The organism is Gaiella sp. (assembly GCF_035558935.1).
Taxonomy (GTDB): domain Bacteria; phylum Actinomycetota; class Thermoleophilia; order Gaiellales; family Gaiellaceae; genus Gaiella.
This window is the reverse complement of the sequence record NZ_DATMBZ010000177.1, coordinates 1-24,229: the sequence shown is the minus strand read 5'-3', so window position 1 is coordinate 24,229 and position 24,229 is coordinate 1. Positions and strand designations below refer to the sequence as shown.

The following is a 24,229-nucleotide window of genomic DNA, read 5'->3' as shown; positions in this document are numbered from 1 at the left end:
ACGCTACCGTCGCGTGCCCCACGCGGGCGTCCGTTCAGGGCCACCCAAACGCTGCGGGCGATTACTGATGCGCCGGGGCGGGACGGCGGTGCAGAGTCAGCGGCGTCGAACCACTGCCGAGGCGAGCTCATCCCCCAGGGCCCGTCGCCGGCAGGGTCTCCCCAAGGGGACGCCCTCTTTCCCACCCGGGTGTCCCATTGCTCCGCGCAGAGCCGGGCCCCGTGCGAGCGAGAAGCACGGGGCCCGGCGTCATGCTCGCCGGCCGTGCTGCTCCCGGCTACCGACCTCGGATTTCGGCGGCCGGCTCGAGCGCGGCCGGTCGAGTCTGCCGACCTCCCACAAGCCTCGCGTCGTAGCGTGGACGATGGCATCGGCCGACCGGAGGATTGCGGGGGCCGGGGCAGCTCGTACGCCGCCAGAGCCGGAGAGCGGCACTGCTCCCCGGCTCCCTTCTCGGACCCTCCCCCCGGGTCGGCGCGGGCGGCGACCTTCGCGTCGCAGCCTCTCGCATCGGCGGTGGAGCGAGGATCGTCCGATCGGAGGATCAGGCGGCCCGGCGCGCGCGGGCCGCCGGGGGCGGTGCCGCGTCAAGGGGGTGGTGGCAGGCGGCGAGGTGCCCGCCGCCGTGGTCGACGAGCGGAGGCTCGACCATGCGGCAGATCTCAGTGGCATAGCGGCACCGCGTGTGGAAGCGGCACGCCGGCGGCGGCGCCACTGCGCTCGGCGGGTCGCCGCGGAGGACGATCCGACCGCGCAGCCGCTCGCGTGCGTCCGTCTCGACGGTGGGCACGGCGGAGAGGAGCGCCTCCGTGTAGGGGTGAACGGGGCGCGCGTGGAGCTCGTCCGCCGGCGACAGCTCGACGATCTTGCCGAGGTACATGACGGCGATCCGGTCGGAGACATGCCGGACGACGTTCAGGTCGTGCGCGATGAAGAGGTACGTGAGGCCGAACTCGCCCTGGAGCTCGGCGAGCAGGTTCAGGATCTGCGCCTGGATCGAGACGTCGAGCGCGGAGACCGGCTCGTCCGCGACGACGAGCTTCGGCGTCGTGATCAGCGCACGCGCGATCCCGATCCGCTGCCGCTGGCCGCCCGAGAACTCGTGCGGATAGCGGTTGTAGTGCTCGGGGTTGAGCCCGACCACCTCGAGCAGCTCGCGAACGCGCGTGCGCCGCTCGCTCCGCGTCCCGATCTTCTGGAGCCGCAACGGCTCGCCGACGATCGTCCCGACCGTGCGGCGCGGGTTGAGCGACGAGTAGGGGTCCTGGAAGACGAGTTGGATCTCGCGCCGCAACGGGCGCAGGGCACGACTCTTCCAGTGCGTGATGTCCCGCCCGTCGTAGACGACCTCACCGCCGGTGGGCTCGAGCAGGCGGGTGACGAGACGCGCGACGGTCGACTTCCCGCAGCCGGACTCCCCGACGAGCCCGAGCGTCCCACCGCGCGGGATCTCGAACGAGACCCCGTCGACGGCGTGTACCTGCCCGCGTTCTCCCCCGAGGAAGACGCCGCGGGCGAGCGGGAAGTGCTTGACGAGGTCTCGGGCCGCGAGCAGCGGCTCCTGGCGTGTCCCGCGAACGGCCGCGCGTTGCGGCTCGGCGGGGGAGGCGGCCGGCGCCAGGCGACTCATGCGCGGGCGTTCGGCGCGCGCACTGCGGCTCCGATCCTCCTGCGGGTCGGAACCGGGAGATGGCAGGCGACGGTATGGCCGGGACGGGTCGGCAGGAGTGCGGGCTCCTCGCGCGGGCAGACCGCCATGACGTACGGGCAGCGGGGATGGAACGGGCAGCCGCTCGGAACGGCGATCAGGCTCGGCGGCGTCCCCTCGATCGGGTGCAGCGGTTGGTCGCGGGACGCGTCGGCGCTCGGCAGCGACTGGAGCAGCCCCCAGGTGTAGGGATGCTCGGGCGCGTCGAGGACGCCCACGAGAGCTCCCAGCTCGGCGACGCGCCCCGCGTACATCACGGCAACCTCGTCGGCGGTCTCCGCGATCACGCCGAGGTCGTGTGTGATGAGGAGGACGGCGGTGCCGTGCTCCGCCTGGAGGGCGCGCATGAGGTCGAGGATCTGCGCCTGGACGGTGACGTCGAGGGCCGTCGTCGGCTCGTCTGCGATCAGGATCTCCGGGTCGAGCACGAGCGCCATCGCGATCATCACCCGCTGGCGCATCCCGCCCGAGAGCTCGTGCGGGTAGCTGGAGAGCCGGTCGCCCGGGCTCGGGATCCCGACCTCCGTGAGGGCCTCGAGGGCGCGCGCCCGGGCGGCCTTCTCCGACACCCGCTCGTGCGCCCGGATCGCCTCCTCGATCTGCCAGCCGATCTTGTACAGCGGGTGCAGCGAGGAGAGGGGATCCTGGAAGATCATCGCGACCCGCTTGCCGCGGACGCGCCGCAGCTCGTCGCCGGGGAGTGCGAGGAGGTCGACGCCGTCGAGGAGCACGTGCCCCTCGATGGTCGCGTTCGGAAGCCGCGTCAGCCCCATCACGGTGAGCGCGGTGACGCTCTTCCCGGAGCCGGACTCGCCGACGACGCCGAGGGTGCGGCCGCGATCGACCGAGAGCGAGACGCCGTCGACGGCATGCACGATGCCGTCGCGCGTCGCGAAGCTGACGTGGAGATCCCGGATCTCGAGGAGCGCCATCAGTAGCGCACCCTCGGGTCGAGGAACGCGTAGAGAATGTCGACGAAGATGTTCGCAGCGATGATGAAGAACGCCCCGAACAGGACCGTCCCCTCGATCGCGGGCAGGTCGGAGTTGATGATCGAGTCGTAGGCGTAGCGCCCGATCCCGGGGATGTTGAAGACCGTCTCCGTGAGGATCGCGCCCCCGAGAAGGATCCCGATGTCGAGCCCCGCCATCGTGACGACCGGCGTCAGCGCGGCGCGCAGGCCGTGGCGCCCGACGACCCGCCGCTCCGAGAGGCCCTTCGCGCGTGCCGTGCGGATGTAGTCCTCGCCCATCGTGTCGATCAGGTTTCCGCGCACCATCCGGGCGTAGAAGGCCGCGAAGGCCGCCGCGAGCACGCACCACGGCATCAGGAGCGCGGTGAACCACCGCCAGGGAGAGACGGAGAACGGCGTGTAGCTCCCGGCGCCGGGGAGGAGGTGAACGACGCCGATGTCGTTCGAGAAGAGGAAGAGCGCGATCAGGCCGAGGAAGTAGACGGGGGCCGAGATCGCGACGAGCGCCGCACCCATCGTCGCCCGGTCGAGCAGCGAACGGCGGCGGATCGCCGAGATCACGCCGATCGGGATCGCGACGACCATCCAGATCACGAACGCGCCGGCCGTGAGCGAGAGCGTCACCGGCAGGCGCGTGAAGATCTGCGACTCGACCGAGACGCTGTTCTGGTACGAGTAGCCGAGGTCGAAGTGCAGGACGATTCCCTTGAGGAAGAGCCAGTACTGCGTGTACAGGGGCTTGTCGAGGCCGAGGTTGTGCCGGATCTGCGCGATCAGCTCGGGCGTTGCCTGGCGGCCGGCGCGGAGCGCGGCGGGGTCGGCCGAGGGGAAGACGGTGAAGATGACGAACGTCAGCGCGCTGACGACGACGAGCAGGAAGGCGCCCCAGACGATGCGCCGTACGACGTAGCGCAGCATCGAGGAGGAGGCGACCGCCAGGATGGCGCCGCCGATCGCCCCTCCTCCCCGGGGTGGGCGGGCCCCGGGGGAGGAGGGGACGGGCGCGGTGTCGAGCGTCGCGGACGTGGTGTCCCTACGAGCCCGACACGGACATGAAGGTCACGTCCGGGGAGCCTCCGTTCCAGAGCTCCGGGGCGGGCGTGACGCGCTTCGAGTAGACGGACGGGAAGTTCTCCCAGACCCACGGCACGGCGGCCGCAGACCGGGTGACCATCTTGTCGATCTTCCCCCATGCCGCCCAGCGGGCCTGCGGGGACACGATCGTCCTCGCGTGCGCGATCGCCGCATTGATCTTCGGGTCGTTCAAGAGCGGCCAGTTCGAGTTGTTCACCGGCGTGATCGCGTCGCCCGCGAACGTGACGTTGAGGACCGCCTGTGGCTCGTGGAAGTCCGGCAGCCAGCCCACGTTCGGGCAGATGTTCGGCTCGTTCTTCGGCACGTTGCAGTACTTCGTGTACATCGTCGAGTGCGTGACCGAGATCGTCTTCACGTGGAAGCCGAGCTTGGCGAGGCCGGCGGCGACGACCTGCGCGGTGTTGGAGCCCGGCGGCGAGTTGTCCGCCACCATCGTCACCTGGGGTCCCGAGTACATCCCGTTCGCGTAGCCGGCCTTGCGCATCAGGGCCTTCGCCTTCGGGACGCTGCCGCGGAAGCCCGCACTCGGGAACGGGTTGAAGGCGAGGCCGCCCGACTGCGCGAAGCCCTGGGTCTTGAAGCTCGGGTCGAGGAAGTGCGTCGCGATCCGGCCGTCGATCGCCCCGCCGCGCGTCAGGCGCATCGCGTTTCGGTCGAGGACGGTCGCGACGGCTTGCCGGACGGCGAGCTTGTCGAACGGCGCCTTCGACGTGTTGAGCGCGACGTAGCGGCTCCCGCCCGCGGGCGTGAAGTGGAGCTGCTTCCGCTCCGAGGAGCTCGTCATGATCGACCGGAGCTCGGCCGGCGGGGGCGGCGAGTCGCCGTTGACGTCGGCCGACCCGGAGAGGATCGTCCGCGTCATCACGGTCGGATCCTGGTAGCCCTCCTTGAAGAGCACCTCGCTGGCATGGGCCGGTCGCCAGCTCGTCTTCGCGCTCCAGTTTGGGTTCCGGACCAGGTCGATCAGCTGGCCCGGCTTGTAGCCGACGCCGTTGATGTTCCCCGACGAGTCGTTCTTGATCATGTACGGCCCCGTTGCGACCTGGTGCATCCCGTACGTCGAGGTCGTCTGGGAGTCGAACCGCTTCGCGTATTCCTGCGGAACCGGCGCCGTCATCAGCAACCCGAGCGAGCCCGTGAAGACGCCGTCCGGCCGCTTGAGCCGGAACACGATCGTGTCCTTGCTCGGCGTCTGGATGCCCTTGATGTCGGGGACGCCCTTCGTGGCCTTCCTGGGGGCGCCCACCACGTCGCCGAAGTACGCGCCGGCGTAGCCGTTCGCGACGCTCGACGAGAACGCGCGATCGATCGCGTATTTCACGTCGGCGGAGGTGACCTCGCGGTTCACCGGCGGGCTGAAGCGGACGCCCGGCCGGATGTGCACCGTGACGGTCTTCCCGCCGTTCGAGTACTTCGGCATCGCCGAGGCGAGGTCCGGGATCGCGTTGATCGAGTTCGGCCGGTATGACAAGAGCGGCCGCTGGGTCGCGTACGAGATCTCGTACGTGAACGAGTAGTACGCCTGGCCGGGGTCGATGTGGTCGACGTCGCCGGCCGAGAGGACGGTGATCGTCCCTCCGGCCTGACGGCTCCCGGCCGTGGCGGCGGCCGCGCCGACCGCGGCGACGACCACCGTGAGCAGCGCCGCGGTCACCGCGGCGCGGCGGCCGAAGGCCCTCGTGAGTGCTGACATCGCTCCTCCTTCGAGCGTTGGTGAACTGGTCATGCGGCTTTCGGGTCGAGGGCGTCGCGGATCCCGTCGCCGAGCAAGTTGAAGGCGAGCACGGTGAGCAGGAGCGCGAGGCCCGGGAAGAGGAAGAACCACCAGGCGGTGGCGAAGATCGGCGTCGCCTCGGCGAGCATCTCGCCCCAGCTCGCCTGCGGGGGGTTGATCCCGACGCCGAGGTACGAGAGCGCCGCCTCGAGCAGGATGTTCTGCGGGATGACGAGCGTCGAGTAGACGACGATCGGCGCGACGAGGTTTGGCAGGAGCTCGCGGAACATGATCGTCGTCGAGCCCGCGCCGGCGGCGCGCGCGGCCTCGACGAACTCCTTCTCCCGCAGCGAGAGAACCTGGCCGCGGATGATCCGGCCGATGTACGTCCAGTTGACGACGACGATCGCGACGATCACCGTCGACAGTCCCGGCTTGATCAGTCCTCCCGCGCAGCCGTTCCCGAGCGAGCACGACGACGCGATCCCGAGCGCGAGAAGCAGGATCGGGAACGCGAGCGTGACGTCGATCACCCGCGAGATGACGGTGTCGGTCGCGCCGCGGTGGAAGCCGGCGAGCATTCCCGCGACGACGCCGAGGCCGACCGAGAGCGCGGTTGCGACGAGCGCGACCTGGAGCGAGACGCGCGCCCCGTAGAGGACGCGTGCGAAGACGTCGCGGCCGACAGTGTCCACGCCGAAGAGAAAGTCGCGCGACGGCCCGGTGGGCGTGCCGTAGGTCGGGTCGAGGGTCTCGGGATACTGGGCGTTCGGCGGATGGCCGAGGAGCTTCACGATCCACGGCGCGAGGAGCGCGAGCGCGATCTCGAGCACGATGAAGCCCAGCGCCGCGAGCGCGACCCTGTCCTCGCGAAACCGCTCCCAGAAGAGCTGGAACGGCGTCTTGCCGGCGATCGAGCCGCCGACGTGCGGCGGCGCGCCCTCCGACCATGCCTCGAAGGCCGGTTCGGCCGTCGTGGTCAATGGCGCTCCATACATTCACGCTGCACGCCCCGCGGGCCGCGGCCGATCCTGCGAGGAGACGATCCCCCGTACGCTCGGGCCCGGGTGGCAGGCGGACGGCCCGATCCTCCGATCGGCCGATGCGTGACGGCCCGCCGTGCGCGGATGGCACATCACGCCGTCGATCCGGCGCGGCCGGAGCTCCTACGATCGGCCGAGGAGGTCCGCGATCAGGCGCTCCACGTGGAGCACGCCCGTGAGCTCCTGGTGGAGGCCGTCGAGCTCGAGCACGGCGGCTGTGAGGAAGGCGACCTTCTGCCGCTCGGAAAGCGGGAGCCCGCACTCCTCGCAGAACGCGAACCCCGTCACCGTCGCCTGGGCGACCCGCTGAGCGGCGACGACCTGGAGGGTGGACTCGACGCCTTCGCTCGTTCTCCGCTCGGGCATCGCTCGATGTTCGGGGAGCGACGCGCCCGTCGCCATCGTCCGTCCGGACGATCGCGCAGGCGAGCCGGGCCGTCGTCTACGCGGGGCGCAGGGGCGTCCCGGGGACGCGGACCTCGACGCGAGTTCCGTCCCCGGGCGCGGAGAAGAGCTCCATGCGGCCCCCTGCCGACTCGATACGGACGCGCTGCGCCGCGAGCCCGATGTGGCCGTCCGCAAGCCGTTCGTCCGGCAGCCCCGGCGGGAAGCCGCGGCCGTCGTCCTCGACGACGAGCACGAGGTCGCCGTTCGCCTCGGCGAGGCGCACGGCGACACCGGAGGCGTCCGCATGACGGACGACGTTCGACAGGAGCTCTCGCGCGGCGGAGAAGACGAGCTGGTCGCCGTCGTGCCGGTCGGGGCAGTGGAGGTCGAGCCGTAGCCGGAGGCGCCCGCGCGCCGCGGCCTCGTTCGCGATCGAGCGGAGCGCGGCCTCGAGGCCGGCGGCCTCGAGGACGTACGGGTGGAGATCGAACACCGCCTCGCGCAGCTGGCCGGCCGCGGCGACGAGCGCGTCGTCGGCCCGGGCGAGGGCCGGATGCGTCACGGTCTCCGCCGCCTCCTCGAGCTCGTGACGTGCGGAGAGGAGGTTCTGGATCGCGTTGTCGTGGAGCGACTCGGCGAGCGCCTTGCGCTCCCGTTGCTCCGCCTCGAGGGCATCCGTGAGGAGGCGCGCCCGGTCGGCGACCAGCCGGGACGCCAGCTCCGTGCGGCGCTCCAACAGGCGTGAGAGCATCACGCAGGCGACACCGACCCAGGCGAGGAAACCAGCCTGCGTGGCTATGAATCGCACCGCGTCCGGCTGGCTCGCGGCCGGGTGAGCTGCCGCCTGGATCACGTAGGTCGCCGTCGTGACGACGACCGCGAGTGCCGTGATCGACGGCCGGAACCGGAAGGCGACCGCGACCGGGACGAGGAAGAACGCGAGGCGCGCATGCGAGTAGGCGCCGCCGGAGAGGACGGCCAGCATCCCGATCGCGGCGATGTCGATCGCCGTCGCGACGAGCGCGAAGCGTTCGCCCGCCTCGCGGAGATGGACGTAGGCGAGGACGCCCACGCTCCACGCGGAGAAGAGCGCGAGCGTGACGAGAAATCCGAGCCGGTCGGGGTCGGGATGGTCGAGGCTCGCCCCCATCGCGATCAGCCCGATCGCGGGCAGCCTGAGCCACGCGACCGCCCGTTCGGCCTCCGCGATCGCCTCCCCGGACGACGCGGGGAAGGTCGGTCGCTCCACCGCCTACTCGATCAGGCCCCGCCGCATCGCGCTCGCAACCGCCGCTGCGCGATCGGAGACGCCGAGCTTCTCGTACAGGTGCTGGACGTGCGTCTTCACGGTCGTGAGGCCGAGGTACAGCTCCTTCGCGATCTGGGGGAGGCTCTTGCCCGCAGCGATCAGGTGGAGGATCTCCTGCTCCCGCGGCGTGAGCGCCGGCGCGTCGGTCTGCTTCCGCAGCCTGATCTCGGAGACGAGCCCCGAGGCGACGTCGGGCGGGACGACGTTCTCGCCGCGCGCACAGGCGAGCACCGCGTCGGCGATCTGCTCGCGCCGCGCCTCCTTCGAGACGAACCCGGCCGCGCCGATCTCGAGCGCGCGGTAGACGACCCCGCTGTCCGTGAACGCCGAGACGATCAGCACGCGGGTCGGCAACTGCTCGCGCACGACCGCGTGCGTCACGGCGACCCCGTCGAGCTCGGGCAGCTTGTAGTCGAGCAGCGCGACGTCCGGCCGGTGCGCCTGGATCTCCGCGAGCGCCGAACGCCCGTCCTCCGCCTCCGCGACGATCTCGACGTTGCCGCTCGCGAGCAGCGCACGCACGACGCCCTCGCGGTAGAGGGGATGGTCGTCCGCCACCACGACCGTGACCCGCTTCCGGCCCTGCTCCTGCATCGTGACGTCACTCATCGTACGCCCCCGTCAGCCCGGGACGTTCCCGAGCGTCACGTCGACTGTCCGCGTCTGCGAGCCGCGTACGACGGTCAGCCGGACGTGGTCGCCAGGCTTTCGCTGGGCGAGCAGGTCGGTCAGCGTGCCCGACGAGGAGACAGGCTTGCCGTCCAGCCCGACGATCGCGTCGCCTCCCGTCGAGGCACTGACGCCGTTCACCGTCACCTGCTTCGTCGCGGCGACGATGCCCGCCCTGTCCGCCGGGCTGCCCTTCGTCACGCGGAGGACGACGACGCCGTGCGAGGGGAGCCCGCGGACGACCCGCGCAACGGTCGGGTCGATCGTCTCGATCTCCACGCCGAGCCATGGGTGCTCGGCGTGGCCGTGCGCGAGCAGCTCGCTCGCTACCGTCCGGGCCGTCGAGCTCGGGACAGCGAAGCCGATGCCGACGTTCGCATCGACCGTGCCGCCCTCGAGCTGCGCATTGATGCCGACCACCCTGCCGAAACGGTCGAGCAGCGGTCCGCCCGAGTTGCCGTGGTTGATCGGCGCGTCCGTCTGGATCGCGCCGGCGATCGTGCGGCCGTTCGGCGCCTGGATGTCGCGGCCGGTGGCGCTGACGATGCCGGCGGTCATCGTCCGCTCGAGCCCGAACGGGTTGCCGATCGCGTACACCCGGTCGCCCACCTGGACGCCGCTCGAGGCGGCGAACCGCAGCGGATGGAGCGCGGCCGACGGCGCCTTCACACGCACGACTGCGATATCGGTCGTCGGGTCGGTGCCGACGATCGTTGCGGGGTACGTGGCGCCGCCGCTGAAGCCGACCCGGATGTTCGTCGCTCCCTGGACGACGTGGTCGTTGGTGACGACGTCGCCCCTGCGGTCGACCACGAAGCCGGAGCCGAGCGCGCCGACCCGCTGCTTGCCGCCCGGCGTGAAGAACGTCGGCGGCACGACCTCCGTCTGGGTGTCGGTGATGAGCACGACCGCCGGCGACCCCGTGCGATAGACGGCCTCGGGTGAGAGCGCGGAGGCCCTCGCGGTGCTCCGCACGGCACTCGTGTTCGTCCCGACGACCGGCTGCGGCGTCGTCGCGGCGCCGGTCGCGTGTCCGCCGCCGACGGCAACCCCCACCGCGGCCCCGGCGAGCCCTCCGACGACGGCAGCGGTCACGACGATTGCGACGGTGCGAACCATGACGGTGCTCCTCGGACGGAAAACGGTGGTGGCCGCATCGTCCCTCCGGCGCCGACGGCCGACGATCGCCCGCTCGGGCTATCGCGCGTCCGCGCGGGCGCGCCCGCGGGACGAGCCGTGCCTCGTCTCGGCGCTCGTCCGTTCGGCCGATGCGTGGCCTGCGCCGGGACAGGCATGCTCGTGGGCGATGCTCGGTCCCGCGGCGCGCCAGCCGGCTCCGTGACCGGCCCGCTCGGTCGCGGGCTCGTCGAGGCTGCCTTCCTCGCCGTGGCGACGACGGCGCTTCTCGCGATCGGCCGCAGAGATGGCGGGTCGGCGCGGGCGCGCGCGGCGCGCCCCGTCGCCGCCGGCGGCGCGGCCGTCTCGCTCGTCCTCGCCGTGCTGACGGCGGCCGCCGCGGCCGCGCTCGTGCTCGTGCTCGGTCCCGGCGGCGGCTCGTCGGGCACCGCGTCGGCCTCGCTCCTGCGCGCGGAGCTCCCCGGGGAGCTGATGACGCGCGCGCCCTGGCCCGCGAATGTCGCACGGTTACGTGCGCGGCTCGACGCGCTCGGGCTGCCGGCGCTCGGCCGGGAGGGCACGGCGCTCCACACGCACCAGCACCTCGAGGTCTTCGTCCACGGCCGCCGCGTCGTCGTGCCCGCCGGGATCGGCATCGACGCCGCCGCGCGCTTCATCTCGCCGATCCACACACACGACGCGTCGGGCATCGTCCACGTCGAGTCGCCCAAGGTCCGGACCTTCACGCTCGGGCAGGTCTTCGGAGTCTGGGGCGTCCGCCTCACCCGCACGTGCCTCGGCGGCTACTGCGCGCGAGGGCGCGACGAGCTCGCGGTCTACGCCGACGGACGTCCCGTCACGGGTGACCCGCGCGTGCTGCCCCTCGCCCCGCACGCGGAGATCGTCGTCGCCTACGGCACGCGGCGCGAGCTGCCCCGGCCGCTGCCGTCGGCGTACGCCTTCCCGGCCGGGCTCTGAGGCTCTTCAGGCAGGGCCCGAGACATCGCCCGACGCCCGCGCGCGGCGGGTCGGGAACGGGACGACGCGATGGTTCGTCTCGTGCGCGTCGGGAAGGATCCGCAGCCGCTCCGCGAGCGTGAAGAAGGCCGCGCCGAACGGCGACTCGTCCACGCGCTCTCGCAGCAGCGCCCAGTCGATCTGCTCTCGGAGGGCGCGCGCGATCTCGAGCACGGGACGGTAGTCCGGGTCCTGCTCGGACATCGCGAGGAGCTTCGTCGCGAGGACGTCGTCGGTCGACGCGACGAGGAGCGGAAGCGCGACGACCTCGAGCTCGCTCGCCCGGTCGAAGTACGCCTCGTCGACGGGGCCGCCGGCGGGCCGGAAGATCAGATCGACGAGGACGTCCCCGTCCCAGGCCTTGAGCAGCCACCCCTCGGGGGGCCGCTCGCCGCGCATCCCGGCCGCCTCGAGGGCCTCGAGCGCGAGCTCGGCGTCGCGCTCGCGCAGGAGCAGGTCGACGTCGTGGTCGGTCGGCGGCCCGCCGCGCGCCCAGGCGGCCATGCCGCCGCCGAGGAGGAAGGGCACCTCGGCGTCGCGCAGCGCCGCCGCGGCCCGTTTCATCGTCTCGATCAGCTCCGGAAAGTCGTCGTTCGGCGTGTGGCTCACGCGCCGGTTCTACCCCCCGCGCGGTACGTCCAATCCGCGGGTGGGTATGCCCGTCGTCGTGACCGGAGCACGCATCGCGGCGGTCGGCGACCTCCACGCCTCGGAGGACCACCGGGAACGGCTCGTCCGGGTGTTCGCCGGGCTGGCCGATGTCGACCTCGTTCTCCTCGCGGGCGACCTGACGACGCACGGCCTCGTCGAGGAGGCGGCGGTCCTTGCCGACGCGTGCCGCGCGGCCGGCCCGCCGGTGGTGGCTGTGCTCGGCAACCACGACCACCACAACGGCCTCGCGCAGGACATCTCGCGGGTGCTCACCGACGCTGGTGTGACGGTGCTCGACGGGACGCATGCCGTGTTCGACGTCGGCGCGGCCCAGGTCGGTGTGGCCGGGACCAAGGGATTCGTCGGCGGCTTCCCGGGCGCGGAGATCGCCGACTTCGGCGAGCGCCTGCTGCGGGACGTCTACGCGGAGACGTCGCGCGAGGTGGCCGCGCTCGAGGAAGGTCTCGAGGCCGTCGCGGGCTGCGAGACGCGACTCGTCCTGCTGCACTATGCGCCGATCAGCGAGACGATCGTCGGCGAGCCGGAGGGCATCTGGGCATTCCTCGGATCGGGGCGCCTCGCCGGCCCGATCGGCGCCCACAGGCCGGACGCCGTCTTTCACGGGCACGCGCACCACGGCCGGCCGCTCGGAGCGATCGGCACCGTTCCCGTCCACAACGTCGCGCGGCCGGTGCTCCCCGGCGACTTCCACCTCGCCGCCTTCTAGGGCGCCGCCTGGCGTACGTGCTATCACCCATCGCGTGAGGACTCGCGTCGGCGCCCCCACGCTCGTCGGCGGTGTGCTCGTCGTTCTCGTCGCGATCGCGACCGTCGCCGTGGCCTGGCTCCTCTGGACACGAGCCGACGATCGGGAGCGTGCGCAGGACGACCGCGCCGCGCAGACCGCCAACGAGGCGGTGCAGAACAGCATCGGGCGCGTGTTGACGAGCCTCCGGGCCTCCGCGGGGCTCGTGGACGCGCGCGGCAACGTCGACGAGGCCAGCTTCGAGGCCTTCGCCCGCGCCGTCGGGTCGATCGGCGGGTCGAGCGCCCTCGCGCTCGCGGAGGTCGTACCGGCCTCCCAGCGCGCGAGGTTCGAGAGTGCGTTCGGCCGTCAGATCTCCGAGCAGGTGGGGGGCGGTGGCTTCCGCGCCGCCGGCGCGCGCCCGGTCTACGTTCCGATCGTCTCTGTCTGGCCTATGACGGGCGCTCGGAGCGCGCTGCTCGGCTACGACCTGATGAGCGAGCCGATACGCCGTGAGACGCTGCTCCGCGCGCGCGCGACGCGACGGACGGAGTTCACCGGCGCAATTCCTTTCCTCGCGGGCGGTCGCGGATACCTGGCGCTGCGGCCGCTCTACGCCCCCACGGGGAACCGCGACGTCCCGGTCGCGTACATCGGCACGTGGTTCGGCATGGGCGTCGTCTCCGGAGTGCTGCGCCGCCTGCCGCCCGAGCTTCGCGTCCGTCTCGCGATCGACGGCAGGCAGGTCTACGCGACGCCCGACCCGCCGAGCGGCGGTGTCACCCGGTCGTTCCAGCTCGGTGGCCGGCCGTGGCGCCTGACGGCCCAGGGCGAGGGCGTCGGGCACGGCTCGTCTCTCGCGATCCTCCTCGGCGGCGCGATTCTCGCGTTGATGCTCGGTGCCTTCACGTGGACGCGGGCGACGTCCGAGCGGCGGTTGCGCAGCGCGAACGAGGCCGAGCGCGCGGCCCGGGAGCGATCGGAGGCCCTCGAGCGGAACGCGGCGCGTCTCGGCGAGCGGGCGGACATGCTGCAACGGCTGGCCGCCTCGCTCTCGGCCGCCGCGCTACCGACAGAGGTCGCCGAGGCGGCGATGCCCTTCCTCTTCGATGCCTTCGGCGCCGACCTCGGCACGGTCGGTATCGCCTGGGGCGACGACGTGCGGACGCTGAAGGTGCCGGCCGGTGTGCCGCCGGAGGAGTGGCACTGGAGACCGGTGCCGCGCGAGACGTCGACCCCGACGGCCGACGCCATGCGCGGCCGGCGCACGATCGAGCTCCATGGACACGAGCAGATCGCCGAGCGCTACCCACCCGATGTCGAGTCGCTCCTCGAGGGCATCGTCTCGATGGTCGTCGTGCCACTCCCCCGACAGACCGGCGCCGTCGGCGTCGCCTTCGCCCAGCCGAGAATGCTCGAGGACGCCGAGCGGAACATGCTCGACGCGGTCGCGGAGGAGCTCACGCAGGCGCTGGAGCGGGCCTCGTTGCTCGAGCGCGAGCGCGACGCCCGGCTCGAGGCCGAGCTCCTCGAGCAGAACGCCACGCGTCTGGCGGCCGCCGCGACGGCGACCGACGTTGCCGAGTCGACCGTGGCCGACTTCGAGGAGTTCGGTGCCGACCTCGTGTTCGTGTGGCGGCTCGCCGGCTCCGACCGGCTCGCGGGGCTCGCCTCGTCGGACGTCCCGATGGAGACGCGCACCCGGTTCGCGGAGTATCCCCTCGAGCTCGGCGGGCTCGTCTCCGACGCGATGAGGGAAAAGAGGGTGACCGCGGTCGACGCGGAGAGATACGACGCGCTGTATCCCGAGATCGCGGCGGAGCGGCAGCGCGTCGGCCTCGAGTCGCTCGTCGCGCTGCCCCTGCGAGCCGCCAGCGGTGAGGTGATCGGCGCGATCTTCGCGGCCTCGCGGCGACAGCGCTGGGCAGGGCAGGACCGCAGGCCGCTGCTCGTCGGCATGGCCGAGCAGGCCGGCGTCGCGCTCGAGCGCGCCATGCTCTTCGAGGCGGAGCGGGAGGCACGGCGCCTCGCCGAGCTCCTGGAGGTGAACGCCGCCCACCTCGCCGCCGCCGTGACGGTTCACGACATCGCGAGATCGACGGTCGCCGATCTCCACGACGCCGGGTTCGGCCCGGCGGCGATCCACACCAGCAAGGACGACGGGGTGATCGAGATCCTCGCGGTCGGCGGCGTTCCCGAGGATCTCGTCGGCGGCGCGGTCGAGGCGCTCGGCTCCGACTCCTCACCCGCGGCCGCGGCGCTGCGCACGGAGGCCATGGTGGAGATCGTTGCCGACGCGGAGCTCGACGCGCGGTTTCCCGGCTTCGCGGCGGTGCGCGAGCGTGCAGGCGTGCAGGCCGTGGTGGCCGTGCCTCTCCGTGCCGTGAGCCGCAAGGTCCTCGGCGTCCTCACCGTCGGCTTCGTCGAGCGGCCGTGGAGCAGCTCGGCGCGTCGCGACGTCGTCGTCGGTGTGGCGGAGCAGTGCGGCCTCGCGCTCGAGCGCGCGCGACTCTACGTCGACGCCGTCAAGGCTGCCGACGCGAGCGCCTTCCTCGTGCGTCTCGGCGAGTCGCTCGAGTGGGCGACGACGGTCGACGCCCGCGCGCGCCGGCTCGTCGAGATGCTGACCGAGGAGCATGCGACGTTCGCCGGCGTCCACCTGCTCGACGAGGAAGGCGCGCCGAGCGCGGTCGTGAGCACGGGCTCGCGCCCGCCCGAGCTGGCGGACGACTCGCGCTGGGCGGAGCTGGTCGAGAGCGCGATCGCCGCGGGGGAGGAGGTGCGTCCCAAGCCCGACGGCTCTTCCGATGCCGCGACGGCGGTCGTGCTGCCGCTTCGCGCTCGGGGTCACAACCTCGGCGCGCTCACGATCCGCTCCGCGGCCGGTGAGGACTGGGCGCCGTTGATCGGCGACAGCCTGGCCCGCGAGATCGCCTCGCGGGCCGCGGTGATCCTCGACAACGCGGTCCTCTACGAGCACGAACGCGAGGTTTCGCACACGCTGCAGCTCGGCCTCCTCGGCGGCGGCCCGCCTCCGTTCGAGGACGTCACTGTCTCGGCGGCGTATCGGGCGGGTACGGCGGCCCTCGAGGTCGGGGGCGACTGGTACGACGCGTTCACGCTGCCCTCCGGCGCCGTGTCGCTCGTCGTCGGGGACGTCGTCGGGCACGGCCTGGATGCGGCCGTGGCGATGGGGCAGCTCCGGGGCGCCGTCAGCGCCCTCGCCCAGACGACGGGCCCGTCGGAGCTGCTCGAGCGGCTCGACGCCTTCGTGGAGACCGTGCCGGCGGCGGCGACCGCGACGCTCGCGTACGTCGAGCTCGATCCCGGCGACGGAGGGATCCGGTACGCCTGCGCCGGCCATCCGCCGCCGCTCGTCGTCTCGCCCGACGGCCGCACTCGCTTCCTCTGGGAGGGGCGCTCGCCGCCGCTCGGATCGCTGCTCGGTGACCGCCGCGACGCAGTGGATCGCCTCGAGGAGGGCGAGACGCTCGTGCTCTACACCGACGGCCTCGTCGAACGGCGCTCGGAGAGCATCGACGCGGGGCTCGAGCGGCTCGCGCGCGCGGCCCTGCTCGCGAGTGGGAGCCCCGCGACGTATGCCGACGACATCTGCGACGCTCTGCTCGGCCCCGAGGAGCAGGACGACGACGTGTGCGTCCTCACGACGCTCCGACTCCCCACGACGCCGCTCTTCAACCATTCGCTCAGGGCGGCGCCGGCCGAGCTCGCGGCGCTTCGGGACAGCCTGCGCGCGTGGCTCGTCGATCAGGCTCTCGGCGAGCACACGGAGTGGAGCACGGTCCTCGCCGTCTCGGAAGCCGCGGCGAACGCGGTGGAGCACGGCTACGGCTCCAACGGGGAGGGGATCGTGACGGTGAAGGCGTCCCTCGATCGCGGCAGGCTGGAGGTTCAGGTGCGGGACGAGGGCGGCTGGCGCGACGGCCCGGGGGACGGCGACAGGGGCCGCGGCCTCGCGATAATGGGATCGATCATGGAAGACGTCTCGGTCGAGCGGGACGACGGCGCCACTGTCGTTCGCATGGGTCAACGGGTCGAGCAGGCCTCCGTGTGAACATGGTGCCGTCCGAGATCACGACGGAATATCGCGACGGCGTCGCCCTCATCCGGCTGGAGGGAGAGTTCGACCTCACGAACGCGGACGACGTCCAGGACGCTGTCGTGGCGACGACCGCGGCAGGCGTCGTCCTCGACGTGACGGCCGTCTCGTATCTCGACAGCTCGGGCATCAGGGCGATCGACCGCGGCCACCGGCAGCTCGCGTCCGAGCAGCGGTCGCTCTTCATCGTCTCCCCGCCGGGCACGCCCTCGTCGTGGACGTTCCGCGTCGCGGGCTTCGGCGGTGACGTGGTGCTCGAGACGCTCGAGGCAGCGCTCGCATCCGCGCTCCGTACGCGGATCGCGTCGTAGCTCAGCGGTCGGCGACGAGCGACCGCAACGTCGCGGCGTTCTGCGGCGCGAAGCCCTCCCAGTCGTTGTTGAAGTAGACGTAGGCGTCGCCGCTCCGGCCGCGCAGCCGCTCGGCCCACCGCTCGAGCTCGGCCGGCGAGTAGTTCCCCCGGCGACCGGCACGGCCGTGATGCAGGCGGACGTACCACCAGCCCGCGGTGTCGACCCAGGGCGCCTCGGGAAGCCCGTTGCGGTCGGCCACGACGAGCGCGGCACGGTGCTCGCGGAGGAGTGCGTAGACGTCGTCGTCGAACCAGCTGGGATGGCGGAACTCGAAGGCGTGCCTTCCGTCGGGCAGCCGTGCGAGCGTCTCGGCGAGCCGCACGTCGTCGCGGCGGAAGCTCGCGGGGAGCTGCCAGAGAACCGGCCCGAGCTTGTCCGCCTCCCGCAGCGGCGCGATGCGCTCCTCCAAGCGCGCGAGGCCCGCGGGCAGGTCGCGCAGCCGCTTGACATGTGTCAGGTAGCGGCTCGCCTTGACCGCGAAGAGGAACGTCCGAGGGGTGCGCGCGGCCCAGCCGGCGACGGTGCTCCTGAGCGGAAGGCGGTAGAACGTCGCGTTCACCTCGACCGTGTCGAACGTCTCTGCGTAGAGCCCGAGCCAGCCCGACTCCGGCGCGCGGCCGGGGTAGAAGCGGCCCTTCCAGTGCTGGTAGCTCCAGCCGGAGCAGCCGATGCGCACCATGCCACGGCTTTCCGTCCTCCTCGCCCGGCGAAACGTCGACGGCGACGCGCCGCCGTTTCGGCCGAGGAGCGAGCGGGAAGGGCCGTCTCGACGACAGCCGGGACCTGCGAGGCGAGGAGGAGCCGTGGAGCTGGGATATGCCCTTTCGAGCGAGGAGCACCGTCCGCTCGATCTCGTGCGAAACGCGGCGCAGGCCGAGGAGGCCGGGTTCCGCTTCGCCCTCGTCTCCGACCATTTCCACCCGTGGATCGACCGCCAGGGCCAGAGCCCCTTCGTGTGGAGCGTGCTCGGCGGGATCGCGCTCGCGACCGAGCGCCTGGTGGTCGGCACGGGCGTCACGTGCCCGACGATGCGGATCCATCCCGCGATCGTCGCCCAGGCGGCGGCGACCGCGGCCTCGATGTTGCCGGGCCGGTTCTTCCTCGGCGTCGGCACGGGCGAGAACCTGAACGAGCACGTGCTCGGCCTGCGCTGGCCGGCGACGGAGGTGCGCCGGGAGATGCTCGAGGAGGCCGTCGAGGTGATGCGCGACCTCTGGCGCGGCGAGCTCACGAGCCACCGCGGCCGCCACTACACGGTCGAGAACGCGCGGATCTACACGCTGCCAGAGGAGCCGATCGAGCTGATGGTCGCCGCCGGCGGGACCGAGGCCGGGGAGCTCGCGGGACGGATCGGCGACGGCCTGATCGGGACTTCACCGGACGTCGAGGTCGTCGAGGCCTTCGACGAGGCGGGCGGCGAGGGCAAGCCGCGCTACGCGCAGGTGACGGTCTGCTGGGCCGAGCGGGAGAAGGACGCGCGCAAGACGGCGCTCGAGTGGTGGCCGAACGCGGCGCTTCGGGGGCCGCTCGGCCAGGAGCTCGCACTGCCCTCGTACTTCGAGGACGCGTCCGGGATGGTCGACGAGGAGGCGATCGCGAAGGCGATCGTGTGCGGCCCGGATCCCGAAGCGCATGCGAAGGGCATCGACACGTACGTGGACGCAGGGTTCACGCACGTCTACGTCCACCAGGTCGGCCCCGATCAGGAGGGCTTCCTGCGCTTCTACGCCTCGGAGATCCTGCCTCGGTACGAGCGCGTGCACGAGGCTGCCGCGCGCTGAGCCGCTAGGGGGTCGTCCGCTCGAGAATCGCGGCCAGGCGGTCGAGCGGCGGCTCGTAGCGCCAGCGGATGGAGAGCGCGTCGAACAGGCGTGCGAGCTCCTGCTCGACGGGGTGGGCGAAGTCTGGACGGTCGCCCCGGGTGTGCGTCATCCGGCTGCTTCCGCGGCGAACGGGGTCGTCGCGGGGCGGCGCCGGACGATCGCAGCGACGTCCCCGTCGGGGTCGATCAGCAGGTCGTCGAGCGGGCCTCCCGCCGCTCCCGGCCCGTCGATCGCGTGGGAGAGCCGGACGCCGTTCTCCAGGTAGAAGCTCAACTCGGTCGCCGAGAGCAAGCCGAAGACGGAAGTTGGCACGATCTGGTCCTCCTCGACGCGCGCGGCGACCCAGGGCAAGAAGTGGGGCTGGCCCGATCGGCCTTCGACCACGAGGCCGAGGACGTGGCCGACGCTGCGGTTGACGACGACATCCGCGACGCTGCCGACGTTCACGTCCCCGACACGCACCTTCCGTCCGAGAAGGGATCGCGCCGAGCGGGGCCACACAAGCTCGGCGGAGTCTCGCGAGGCCATGGTCGATCGTCCCCGGGTCGGGCTCCGGACAAACTCCGCCGCGGTTTACCCGACACCGCGCCGTGGAACGATCGGACTGTGACGGCGCCCACCCTCGACGCGGCCGTGCGAGGCTGAGGGGTGGCGCGGCGCGGGGGGTGGCGGCGGATCGGGAGGCGTAAGCCGTTCCGCTACGTCGATCGGCGCGGCGAGCGGATCACCGACGAGCGCGACCTCGAGCGGATCGAGCGACTCGTCATCCCGCCCGCGTGGCGGGACGTCTGGATCTCGCCGAACGGAGGGGCGCGCCTCCAGGCGACGGGAGTCGACGCCGCGGGAAGGACGCAGTACCTCTACCACCCGGACTTCCGTGCCGCACAGGAGCAGGCGAAGTTCGACCGCCTCGTCCGCTTCGGCGAGCTCCTGCCCGGTCTCCGCGAGCAGATCGCCCGCGACCTGGAGAAAGGCCCGTACGAGCGCGAATGGGCGTGCGCGGTCGGTGTGACTCTCGTGAACCGCGGCTGGTTCCGGGTCGGCTCCGAGCGCGCGGCGCGGACGAGCCGCACGTACGGGATCACGACGCTCACAAAACGGCACGTGGAGGTCCGCGGGCGTCGGGTCGCATTTCGCTTTCGCGCCAAGCACCGCGTCCTCGTCCGGACGACGCTCGTCGACGAGGAGCTCGCCACGGCGGTGAAGGCGCTCCTGCGCCTCGACGGCGGTGGCCGCCTGCTCCGGTTCGAGCGCGACGGCGAGACGGGCAACGTGACTCCGGCTCTCCTGAACGGTTACATCGCCGAGCACCTCGGCGAGGGCTTCACGGCGAAGGACTTCCGCACCTGGGGAGGCACGCTCGCCGCGGCCCTCGCGCTCGCCGAGCACGGGCCGCCCGATGAGACGACCGACGAGCGGCGCGTGCTCGCCCGCGTGATGCGGCAGGTGGGCGAGGAGCTCGGGAACACCGCGGCGGTCGCGCGGAGCTCGTACGTCAGCCCGGCCGTGGTCGAGCAGTGGCGGGACGGGCGCACGCTCGAGCAGTTCCGTCCCCGCCGCATGCGCGTCGTGTCGGGCCGTGACCCGCTCGCCCAGGAAGAAGAAGCTGCGCTCGTCAGCCTCCTTCGCTCCTGGCGCATCCGGCGCGCGCGGGCCGCATGACGAACCGCACGAGGGGTCGGCGAGAGCCGACCCCTCGGCGCCGGGCCCTGAAGAAGGGCCCTGGTCTCCCCACGATGGAGGGGATACCCGGCCGCGCTCGAGCGGCAAACACCCTCGAGCTCAGATCCAGTCCTTCGCCTTCGCGACGGCCAGCGTGACGACGGCGATCATGGCGATCACGGCGAGGACGACCCAGAACAGCGCCGTGTGCGCGAAGAGGCCCACCTTGAAGTTCATGCCCATCACGCCTGCGAGGAGCGATCCCGGGAGAAGGATCACCGACGCGAGGGTCAAGACCTTCATCACGTCGTTCGTTCGCTGGCCCGTACGTGCGATCACGACGTCGAACGAGCTGACGATGCTCGCCCGGGTGTCCCGCGCGGTCTGGATCGTCGTCTCGTAGCTCGACAAGAGCTCCTGGAAGCGCTGCCCGGACACGTCGTCGCCGAGCGCCTCGAGCTCTGGGTGCGTGAGCGCGAGGAGCGCTGCCCGGTGGGTGGTGAGGGCCCGCCGTAGGCGCCCTGCGCGCCGGCGGAGGACGACGAGCGACTCGATGTGCGCCTCGGGCACGCCGCGGCCGCGCATTGCCTGCTCGTCGAGTTCCTCCAGCTCCTCCTCCAGGTGGTCGAACGCCCTCTCGTACCCGTTCAGTACCCAGGCCACGAGCGCTGCGAGGAACGACGTCCCGTCCAGTTCGCCGACCGCGCCCGAGCCTTCCGCGAGCTCGGTGAACTCGTCGAGCGCCCCGATCGGCCTCGCATGGGAGGTCACGACCCAGCGCTTGCCCACGAGACAGTCGACCTCGACCACGCTGTCGGCGGACTCGGCCTCCGGCGCCTCGAGGGTGACGGCGACGAAGTGGCCGCCGTCGTGGAACCGATTCGTCTGCCCGTCGCTCGTGAGGACGGCCACGGCGTCGTCGTCGAGGTCGAGCGCCTCGGCGATCCTGCGGGCATCGTCCTCGGAGGGCACGCCGGCGTCGATCCAGAGCAGCGACGACCTGCCGATCCGGCGGGGGACGTCGTCGAGGCCGTCGAGTCGCTTCGTCCGCTCGCCGTCGAACAGCGTCAGGCGTAGCTCGCAGCCCTCGTCGGCTCGCGGGCGGTCGCGCTCCCGTACGGCCATGCCCCGGTGTACCCGCTCGCGGCTGCTTCCACGCGCGCCTGTTTCGCCGCCGAAGGAAGAGGGAACGCGAAGCCTCAAAGCCTCATGGGTCTCGAGGCCACATGCCGGGCCCGGGCAATCCCGAGAGCGGCGTGGACCGAGTCGGCCGCGCGCGGTTCGCTCGCCGTGACAGCGGGTACAGAGCCGAGATGGGCGAGCTGCGCGGACACGAGGGCGCGATCGCGGTGTTCGCGCCGGTCACGATCCTCACCGTCACCCTCGAGCGGACGGCCGACGACGAAGCCGAAGTCCACGTCCATCCGGGGGGTCAGGGCGTCTGGCAGGCGCGGATGGCCACGTCGCTCGGCGCGCGCGCCGTCCTCTGCACGCCGCTCGGGGGCGAGCCGGGCATCGTGCTCAGGGCACTCCTCGACGAGGAGGGGATCGAGCGCTCGGACGTCGACCTCGAGGCGCCCAACGCGACGTGGATCCAGGACCGTCGCGGGGGCGAGCGCGAGACCTGGTGGGAGGGAGATCCGCCCGTGCCCGGCCGCCACGCGCTGGACGAGCTCTACTCCGCGGCGCTCGCGGCGGGCCTCGAGTGCGGCGTCTGCGTGCTGGCTGGGACGCACCGGGCCGGGGCGATCGACGTGGACACGTACCGCCGGCTCGCCGGCGACCTGCGCGCAGCGGGCGCCCGCATCGTCGCCGACCTGACCGGCGACGAGCTCGAAGCGGTGCTCGAGAGCGGACCCGACATCGTCAAGGTGAGCGACGACGACATGCGCCGTGACGGCCGGCTCGGGGGGACAGGCCCCGCCGAGGTCGAGGCGCTGGTCGCCGGTCTTCACGCGGACGGCGCGCAGCACGTTCTCGTCTCCTGTGCCGACGCCGGCGCGCTCGCCTCCGACGGCACGTCCCTCCACGAGGTCCGGCAGCCGCTCCTCGACGTGGCCGATTCCCGCGGCGCCGGGGACTCGATGACGGCGGCGGTCGCGGTCGGGCTCTCGCGCGGCCTGCCGTGGGCCGACATGCTGCGCCTCGGCGCCGCCGCGGCCGCGCTCAACGTCACGCGCCACGGGTCGGGCACCGGCCGGGCGGACGCGGTGATTGAGCTCGCGAAGCGCGTGACGGTGGAGGCGCGAGCGGCATGACGGTCGTCGTGACGAACGACGACGGAGTCGACTCGCCGGGAATCCACGTCCTCGCGGCGCTGCTGCGCTCGCTCGGTCACGAGCCGGTCGTCGTCGCCCCTGCCCGGGACATGAGCGGCGCGAGCGCGGCGATCGGGAAGATCGAGCTCGACGTGCCCACGCAGGTGCGCCGCGTGACGCTGCCGCCGCCCGCGACGGACATTCCCGCGTACGCGGTCGAGGGCCCGCCGGGCCTGGCCGCGCTGCTCGCGGCGCGACGGGGGATCGACGACGTCGAGCCGAGCCTCGTCGTCTCGGGCATCAACGCGGGAACGAACACCGGGCAGGCGATCCTCCACTCGGGCACGGTCGGCGCAGCGCTGACGGGCGCCAGCTTCGGGCTCTCGGGGCTCGCCGTGAGCCTCGCCGTCACCGATCCGATGCCCTGGGACGCGGTCGAGCCGTGGCTCGCTGAGGCCCTCGAGCTGCTCGCCGCCGCGCCGCCCGCGACGGTGCTCAACGTGAACGTCCCGGCGACTCCCCGGAAGGGCGAGAATGGCTCGCTCCGCTGGGCGACCCTCGACCGCTTCGGCTCGTTCCGCGTCTCGGTCGCCGAGCGCCGCGAGTCGCTCGTCCAGCTCGAGTACCGCTCGACGGACGCCGACCTCGACCCGTCCTCCGATACGGCGCTCGTCGACGCGGGAATCGCGACCGTCACGGCGATCGAGGGCATCCGTGCCGTGCCGCCGGAGCAGATCCCGTTCGCGGAGCCGCGGCCGGCTCCCGAGGCGCGACTCGCGAGCGGTCCGCGCGGGGAAGCCCGCGCGGAGCCCGCGGACGGATGACCCTCAGCCGAGGGGGTCCCGCCAGGCGAGCGCCGACTCGGCGCTGGGCGGCGGGACGATCGAGAGCGAACGGTCGTCGGTGCGAAGACCGCGATCACGCCCTGCTCGATCGCGCCTGGTAACACGGTCTCCTCCCTGCTGGAGCGCCGTTTCCCGGAGGCACCGTCCGCCCCAAACGCGCGCCGTTCCGTTTGCCTGTGGCCGCCAGCGGGAAGACTGCGTCGACGGACGCTGACCCCCGGGACAAAGGAAGCGAGGTGACCCGAGATGCCGTTGTGGGCATGGATCTTGATCATCGTGCTGCTCGTCCTGCTCGTCACGGGCGGCGTCGGCTACGGCCGGCGCTAGCGAGCGAGCGGCGGCCGGGCCGAGGGCGCCAGCCGGCGTCCTCGGCCTTCACCGCCCTGCGGCGCTTGACTCGTCAGCCGCGCGGGACGCTGTCGACTCGCGTCGACAAGACATCCTCATCCTCGCGCCGCGCTCCATAGCCAGGCGCTCAGGTCTTGCCCTCTCCGGAGGAGGCGCCGAACCGCGCGAACCCAGGTAGCCCCTGGGGTTCCAGGCTGTGGACGAGTCGGCACACATCCGGCACGGCGCATGGGTTGACGAAAACCGGTCTCTGAGGCGGATCTTCGCCTCCCGCCGACGCTGCGCCCGTCGCTGCAGTTTCAGCGGACGCCGGGTCGGGTAGGCCGAGAGCCATGGCCGACGAGACCAGAAACGACCGGACCCGGGGCGTCGACGGCGGGCACGCCGGTACCG

22 protein-coding genes are annotated in these 24,229 nt (G+C 72.3%); 8 read left to right on the top strand and 14 right to left on the bottom strand.

From position 1 onward, the window contains the following. Positions 1 to 544: 544 nt before the first annotated feature. The 9 genes from VNM44_RS16660 to VNM44_RS16620 form a co-directional block, all read right to left on the bottom strand. Positions 545 to 1,630: a dipeptide ABC transporter ATP-binding protein gene (locus VNM44_RS16660; RefSeq protein ID WP_325627376.1), complete on the bottom strand. Its 1,086-nt coding sequence runs from the start codon at positions 1,628 to 1,630 to the stop codon at positions 545 to 547. After that, entirely contained in the window at positions 1,627 to 2,640 is a 1,014-nt protein-coding gene (locus tag VNM44_RS16655; protein WP_325627374.1) for an ABC transporter ATP-binding protein, read from the bottom strand. Before VNM44_RS16655 ends, VNM44_RS16660 begins: the two co-directional genes overlap by 4 nt. Next, positions 2,640 to 3,599, bottom strand: a complete 960-nt coding sequence (locus VNM44_RS16650; protein ID WP_325627372.1) for an ABC transporter permease — start codon at positions 3,597 to 3,599, stop codon at positions 2,640 to 2,642. The genes VNM44_RS16655 and VNM44_RS16650 overlap by 1 nt, the downstream gene beginning before the upstream one ends. 115 nt (positions 3,600 to 3,714) lie before the next feature. After that, positions 3,715 to 5,469 (bottom strand): ABC transporter substrate-binding protein, encoded by a 1,755-nt coding sequence (locus VNM44_RS16645; RefSeq protein ID WP_325627370.1) that lies wholly within the window; start codon positions 5,467 to 5,469, stop codon positions 3,715 to 3,717. A gap of 29 nt (positions 5,470 to 5,498) precedes the next feature. Beyond that, on the bottom strand, positions 5,499 to 6,473 hold the full coding sequence (locus tag VNM44_RS16640) for an ABC transporter permease (RefSeq protein ID WP_325627368.1): 975 nt from the start codon (positions 6,471 to 6,473) through the stop codon (positions 5,499 to 5,501). 183 nt (positions 6,474 to 6,656) lie between these two features. Next, positions 6,657 to 6,899, bottom strand: a complete 243-nt coding sequence (locus tag VNM44_RS16635; RefSeq protein WP_325627366.1) for a hypothetical protein — start codon at positions 6,897 to 6,899, stop codon at positions 6,657 to 6,659. Between the two features lie 76 nt (positions 6,900 to 6,975). After that, positions 6,976 to 8,169 (bottom strand): sensor histidine kinase, encoded by a 1,194-nt coding sequence (locus VNM44_RS16630; protein WP_325627364.1) that lies wholly within the window; start codon positions 8,167 to 8,169, stop codon positions 6,976 to 6,978. A 3-nt stretch (positions 8,170 to 8,172) separates the two neighbouring features. Further along, positions 8,173 to 8,838, bottom strand: coding sequence for a response regulator transcription factor (locus VNM44_RS16625; protein WP_325627362.1), 666 nt, complete (start codon positions 8,836 to 8,838; stop codon positions 8,173 to 8,175). Positions 8,839 to 8,850: 12 nt separating this feature from the next. After that, a complete protein-coding gene (locus tag VNM44_RS16620; RefSeq protein ID WP_325627360.1) occupies positions 8,851 to 10,017 on the bottom strand; it encodes a S1C family serine protease in 1,167 nt (388 codons plus the stop codon). 219 nt (positions 10,018 to 10,236) lie between these two features. Between VNM44_RS16620 and VNM44_RS16615 the strand changes: the two genes are divergently transcribed. Beyond that, positions 10,237 to 10,992: a hypothetical protein gene (locus tag VNM44_RS16615; protein WP_325627358.1), complete on the top strand. Its 756-nt coding sequence runs from the start codon at positions 10,237 to 10,239 to the stop codon at positions 10,990 to 10,992. 6 nt (positions 10,993 to 10,998) lie between these two features. Here the strand turns inward: VNM44_RS16615 and VNM44_RS16610 are convergent, their stop codons facing one another. Further along, positions 10,999 to 11,640, bottom strand: coding sequence for a hypothetical protein (locus VNM44_RS16610; protein ID WP_325627356.1), 642 nt, complete (start codon positions 11,638 to 11,640; stop codon positions 10,999 to 11,001). A gap of 58 nt (positions 11,641 to 11,698) precedes the next feature. On the opposite strand from VNM44_RS16610, the gene VNM44_RS16605 reads away from it, so the two are divergent. From VNM44_RS16605 to VNM44_RS16595, 3 genes are read left to right on the top strand one after another with little or no spacing between them, the layout of a single operon-like run. Continuing rightward, a complete protein-coding gene (locus VNM44_RS16605) occupies positions 11,699 to 12,409 on the top strand; it encodes a metallophosphoesterase family protein (RefSeq protein ID WP_325627354.1) in 711 nt (236 codons plus the stop codon). Positions 12,410 to 12,443: 34 nt separating this feature from the next. Beyond that, entirely contained in the window at positions 12,444 to 16,502 is a 4,059-nt protein-coding gene (locus VNM44_RS16600) for a SpoIIE family protein phosphatase (protein WP_325627352.1), read from the top strand. Between the two features lie 2 nt (positions 16,503 to 16,504). After that, positions 16,505 to 16,858 carry an STAS domain-containing protein gene (locus VNM44_RS16595; protein ID WP_325627350.1) on the top strand — a complete coding sequence of 118 codons (354 nt, stop codon included), beginning with the start codon at positions 16,505 to 16,507 and terminating at the stop codon, positions 16,856 to 16,858. A 1-nt stretch (position 16,859) separates the two neighbouring features. Here the strand turns inward: VNM44_RS16595 and VNM44_RS16590 are convergent, their stop codons facing one another. Next, entirely contained in the window at positions 16,860 to 17,579 is a 720-nt protein-coding gene (locus tag VNM44_RS16590; protein WP_325627348.1) for a DUF72 domain-containing protein, read from the bottom strand. 124 nt (positions 17,580 to 17,703) lie between these two features. Between VNM44_RS16590 and VNM44_RS16585 the strand changes: the two genes are divergently transcribed. Beyond that, entirely contained in the window at positions 17,704 to 18,681 is a 978-nt protein-coding gene (locus VNM44_RS16585) for a TIGR03557 family F420-dependent LLM class oxidoreductase (protein WP_325627346.1), read from the top strand. 4 nt (positions 18,682 to 18,685) lie between these two features. On the opposite strand, the gene VNM44_RS16580 is transcribed toward VNM44_RS16585, so the two are convergent. Then, positions 18,686 to 18,832, bottom strand: coding sequence for a hypothetical protein (locus tag VNM44_RS16580; RefSeq protein ID WP_325627344.1), 147 nt, complete (start codon positions 18,830 to 18,832; stop codon positions 18,686 to 18,688). Continuing rightward, positions 18,829 to 19,251 (bottom strand): PRC-barrel domain-containing protein, encoded by a 423-nt coding sequence (locus VNM44_RS16575; protein ID WP_325627342.1) that lies wholly within the window; start codon positions 19,249 to 19,251, stop codon positions 18,829 to 18,831. Before VNM44_RS16575 ends, VNM44_RS16580 begins: the two co-directional genes overlap by 4 nt. A 120-nt stretch (positions 19,252 to 19,371) precedes the next feature. Between VNM44_RS16575 and VNM44_RS16570 the strand changes: the two genes are divergently transcribed. Beyond that, positions 19,372 to 20,385 carry a hypothetical protein gene (locus tag VNM44_RS16570; protein WP_325627340.1) on the top strand — a complete coding sequence of 338 codons (1,014 nt, stop codon included), beginning with the start codon at positions 19,372 to 19,374 and terminating at the stop codon, positions 20,383 to 20,385. Positions 20,386 to 20,505: 120 nt separating this feature from the next. Here the strand turns inward: VNM44_RS16570 and VNM44_RS16565 are convergent, their stop codons facing one another. Next, on the bottom strand, positions 20,506 to 21,510 hold the full coding sequence (locus tag VNM44_RS16565) for a magnesium transporter CorA family protein (protein ID WP_325627337.1): 1,005 nt from the start codon (positions 21,508 to 21,510) through the stop codon (positions 20,506 to 20,508). 188 nt (positions 21,511 to 21,698) lie between these two features. Between VNM44_RS16565 and VNM44_RS16560 the strand changes: the two genes are divergently transcribed. Together VNM44_RS16560 and surE are read left to right on the top strand one after the other, a co-directional pair. Beyond that, positions 21,699 to 22,643: a PfkB family carbohydrate kinase gene (locus VNM44_RS16560; RefSeq protein WP_325627335.1), complete on the top strand. Its 945-nt coding sequence runs from the start codon at positions 21,699 to 21,701 to the stop codon at positions 22,641 to 22,643. Then, a complete protein-coding gene (gene surE / locus VNM44_RS16555; RefSeq protein WP_325627333.1) occupies positions 22,640 to 23,467 on the top strand; it encodes a 5'/3'-nucleotidase SurE in 828 nt (275 codons plus the stop codon). Before VNM44_RS16560 ends, surE begins: the two co-directional genes overlap by 4 nt. Positions 23,468 to 24,229 lie beyond the last annotated feature (762 nt).

Coding starts and splice junctions, on each gene's coding strand:
- VNM44_RS16595 (WP_325627350.1), top strand. CDS start 16,505: ATGGTGCCGTCCGAGATCACGACGGAATATCGCGACGGCGTCGCCCTC.
- VNM44_RS16645 (WP_325627370.1), bottom strand. CDS start 5,469: ATGTCAGCACTCACGAGGGCCTTCGGCCGCCGCGCCGCGGTGACCGCG.
- VNM44_RS16660 (WP_325627376.1), bottom strand. CDS start 1,630: ATGAGTCGCCTGGCGCCGGCCGCCTCCCCCGCCGAGCCGCAACGCGCG.
- surE (WP_325627333.1), top strand. CDS start 22,640: ATGACGGTCGTCGTGACGAACGACGACGGAGTCGACTCGCCGGGAATC.
- VNM44_RS16560 (WP_325627335.1), top strand. CDS start 21,699: ATGGGCGAGCTGCGCGGACACGAGGGCGCGATCGCGGTGTTCGCGCCG.
- VNM44_RS16650 (WP_325627372.1), bottom strand. CDS start 3,599: ATGCTGCGCTACGTCGTACGGCGCATCGTCTGGGGCGCCTTCCTGCTC.
- VNM44_RS16575 (WP_325627342.1), bottom strand. CDS start 19,251: ATGGCCTCGCGAGACTCCGCCGAGCTTGTGTGGCCCCGCTCGGCGCGA.
- VNM44_RS16580 (WP_325627344.1), bottom strand. CDS start 18,832: ATGACGCACACCCGGGGCGACCGTCCAGACTTCGCCCACCCCGTCGAG.
- VNM44_RS16625 (WP_325627362.1), bottom strand. CDS start 8,838: ATGAGTGACGTCACGATGCAGGAGCAGGGCCGGAAGCGGGTCACGGTC.
- VNM44_RS16590 (WP_325627348.1), bottom strand. CDS start 17,579: ATGGTGCGCATCGGCTGCTCCGGCTGGAGCTACCAGCACTGGAAGGGC.
- VNM44_RS16655 (WP_325627374.1), bottom strand. CDS start 2,640: ATGGCGCTCCTCGAGATCCGGGATCTCCACGTCAGCTTCGCGACGCGC.
- VNM44_RS16620 (WP_325627360.1), bottom strand. CDS start 10,017: ATGGTTCGCACCGTCGCAATCGTCGTGACCGCTGCCGTCGTCGGAGGG.
- VNM44_RS16565 (WP_325627337.1), bottom strand. CDS start 21,510: ATGGCCGTACGGGAGCGCGACCGCCCGCGAGCCGACGAGGGCTGCGAG.
- VNM44_RS16635 (WP_325627366.1), bottom strand. CDS start 6,899: ATGCCCGAGCGGAGAACGAGCGAAGGCGTCGAGTCCACCCTCCAGGTC.